Genomic DNA, 3307 nt, shown 5'->3' with positions numbered 1-3307 from the left:
ATTTTCTCCAGCACATCCCAAGGGATACGTGCCCAGTCGGCGGTCATGCCATCGATAGAGGTTACAGCGCGAATGCCTACGGTGTAGGAATACGTACGTTCGTCACCCATAACGCCCACGCTCTTCATGTTCGGCAGGGCGGTGAAGTATTGCCAAATCTCACGGTCGAGACCGGCTTTGGCGATTTCCTCGCGCAGGATATAGTCGGAGTCACGCACAATGGCTAGCTTCTCCTCGGTAACCTCGCCAAGTACACGAATGGCAAGTCCCGGACCCGGGAAAGGCTGACGCCAGACGATGGCATGCGGCATACCCAGCTCTTCGCCGAGCTTGCGGACCTCATCCTTGAACAACGTATTCAAAGGCTCGATCAGGCTGAACTTCATATCCTCCGGCAGTCCGCCGACATTGTGATGCGATTTGATCGTTTGTGCAGTTGCCGTGCCGCTCTCAACGATGTCGGTGTACAGCGTGCCTTGCGCCAAAAATTTAAATCGTCTAACCGGTGCGACGCTTTTCAAACACGTAAATCAGAGGGGCTGACCCAAAAGCCATGAAATGGCTGCTTGGGTCAGCCCCTTTCTTTTGACAAATAAACTCGTTGCCGATGATTTTCCGCTTCTGTTCCGAATCGTAGATACCGACCAGCTTGGACAGGGACCGTTCGCACACATCGATCTTGACGACCTTCATGTCGAACTTGCCGACAAACGTCTCCATTATGCTTTTGGCTTCACCTTTGCGCAGCAGGCCATGGTCGATAAACATGCAAGTCAGTTGAGCACCAACCGCTTTGATATGCCGTGATTCTCAAAACTTTGAAAGCCCAGGGCGTCGCTGACGATATACGGTAAGGCTTTTCCCCATCCTTTAATTCATATCCAAACGTAATGCTATCCCCAAAAAATACGGCATGGCTGCCTTGGTACTTCCCTGATTAGTCGTCATTTGATTTCTCTATTAGATCGTATTATTAATTTCGATAAATTCATGTTCAATCGCTGTCATTTCGTGATTTGGACGAGTTATTAAATATTTATCCATGTAGCCAAAGGTTGGAGGAGTTGGCAAATAGGACGCTACTTTAAATTGCCGCGCCAGCTTTTTGGACATGAGAGTTATTCCCATTCCCATCAAGGCGAATTCCACCATTGTATCAAAAACTCCAACCTCGATAACCTCGCCATGTGTCAATTGCATGTCCTGATACAACTTCTCCAATTGCGTAAGATACAGGCAACTATCCGACAATATGATAATAGAGGCTCCTTGCAGCACCTGTTTGAGGTCTGAGCCTTCATGTAAGCCTTTTCCCACCAGCACCAGCTCTTCACGACATATTTTTTGATAATGAATGTAAGGGTTAGTGGAATACCCTGTAACAAAAGCGATATCGAGTCCCCCGTCGAGGATTAATCGCTCCATTTCCATGGTAGTGCCCATTTTTAATGTCACTGAAACCTGCGGGTACAGCTCGTATAGCTTTGTGAGCGCCCTCGTTATTTCGCCTGCCACAATGGACTGCATCGTGCCAATACGCAGCTTTTCCTCTTGCGGTCTCATTTTCATCTCTGTGTCTTGCCATAGCAACAAAATTTGCTTGAATTGAGCGTACAAGGTTTCTCCTGCGGGTGTCAGATCCATGCCGCGAGGCTTTCGAAAAAATAACGCTGTGCCGTAATGGGCCTCCAGCTTTTTCATTTTGGCCGTCATGTTTGATTGCAGGTGATTCAGCTTTTTGGCAGCTTCTGTCAGGCTTCTCAGCTCTGCCACTGAAACGAAGGCCTGCATGTTCTCAATGTCCACCTCTACACCTCCCATCAAATAAAATGATATCTATATCACAAACAAACATTATTATTTATGTGTTAAGTGTATTATATTGGCCTTGGACACGATTTTCCAGTCTTATTTAAAATATAGGAGGTATACAGCATGGTCAAAAAGAAGATTCGTGTAGGTGTCGTAGGGGGCTCGATGAATAACAAATGGGCGAGTCAAACGCACATTCCGGCTTTACTCAAACATCCGAACCTGGATATCGCTGCCGTCGGTACTTCCCGTATGGAGAGTGCGCGGCAAAGCGCAGAAGAAGTAGGGGCGGTACTGGCTTTTGATGATGCCAAAAAACTCGCAGCTTCTGAGGATGTGGACATGGTCGTGGTGAGCATAAAAGTTCCTCATCATTACGGAGCGGTGATGGCAGCTATTCAAGAGGGTAAGCATATTTTTTGTGAATGGCCCTTGGGGGCAAACACTACGGAAGCCGCTGAAATGGCTAAAGTGGCGGAAAAGGCGGGCATTCATCATACTGTCGGCTTGCAGGCTCGGCAGGACCTTGAAGTACAAACGATGAAAAAGCTGGTGGAGAACGGGACGATTGGTGAAATCTTGTCCTGTCATATGCAAGTAGCTACTCGCACGAAGGGAGGACGAACAGATCAGGATACGGCTTATTTGCTGAATAGAGCCAACGGCGCTAATTTGCTAACGATTAACGGTGGGCATGCGCTGGACGCGCTGCAATACATCGTTGGTGAATTCCGTGAGCTATCGGCCATCACATCATCCCGTTATAGCGAATCCATAATTCAGGAAACGGGTGAAGTGATTCCCAAGGATACAGCCGATCAGATTCTGATTCACGGTTTGTCGGAAAAGGGAGCACCGATATCGGTTCACATTCAGGGTGGCATAAACCCTAAATTTGAGATAGAGATTCAGGGTAAAAAGGGAGTATTACGTTTGACACAAAAGTCTACACTTGGACATGTTCAATTTGGGAATCTTACGCTCGAAAAACTTGTATATGATCCAAGCAGTAAGCAGGGTTACGCGCCTAATGACGCTTTTGAACACATAAGTATATCTGCTGAGCCTAATAGTGGCCCGGATTTTCCAAAAGAAGGGGTAACCCTGAATGTAGCGAAGGCTCATCATGTATTTGCCAAGGACATTTTGACAGACACCCGCTTCGCTCCCGATTTTAACCATGCCTTAAGGCTGCATCAGCTACTGGACCTTATTGAGGAATCGGCAGCGACTGGAAAAAAGATCGTGTGGTAGAAAAGCACACCATTAAAACAACAAAACCTTAAAACAAAAAACCTTCAAAACCACAATAAATGTGGAGTTGAAGGTTTTTGTCATGCTGCCTGTCTACAGCCTACTCCCACTCAATCGTAGCTGGTGGTTTCGAGGTTACGTCGTACACGATGCGGTTGACGTTTTCCACTTCGTTGACGATGCGGACGGAGATTTTCTCCAGCACATCCCAAGGGATACGTGCCCAGTCGGCGGTCATGCC

3 protein-coding genes and 1 pseudogene are annotated in these 3307 nt (G+C 47.4%); 1 reads left to right on the top strand and 3 read right to left on the bottom strand.

Features of this window, described 5'->3' with window-relative positions; genetic code table 11:
- Both AC0LWN_RS32535 and AC0LWN_RS32530 read right to left on the bottom strand, forming a co-directional pair.
- Nucleotides 1-795 (bottom strand): annotated as a pseudogene (locus AC0LWN_RS32535) (GMP synthase (glutamine-hydrolyzing)); the annotation flags it as partial.
- A gap of 165 nt (nt 796-960) precedes the next feature.
- A complete protein-coding gene (locus tag AC0LWN_RS32530; protein WP_179031528.1) occupies nt 961-1806 on the bottom strand; it encodes a LysR family transcriptional regulator in 846 nt (281 codons plus the stop codon).
- 129 nt (nt 1807-1935) lie between these two features.
- On the opposite strand from AC0LWN_RS32530, the gene AC0LWN_RS32525 reads away from it, so the two are divergent.
- A complete protein-coding gene (locus AC0LWN_RS32525; RefSeq protein ID WP_474672734.1) occupies nt 1936-3066 on the top strand; it encodes a Gfo/Idh/MocA family protein in 1131 nt (376 codons plus the stop codon).
- A gap of 100 nt (nt 3067-3166) precedes the next feature.
- Here AC0LWN_RS32525 and AC0LWN_RS32520 read toward each other — a convergent pair.
- Nucleotides 3167-3307: GMP synthase (glutamine-hydrolyzing) (locus AC0LWN_RS32520; RefSeq protein ID WP_474672702.1), on the bottom strand; the 141-nt coding region annotated here is incomplete at its 5' end.

The sequence above is a fragment of the Paenibacillus sp. sgz302115 genome, from assembly GCF_056120445.1.
The sequence above is the reverse complement of the archived record's forward strand: the minus strand, read 5'-3'. Positions and strand labels throughout refer to the sequence as shown.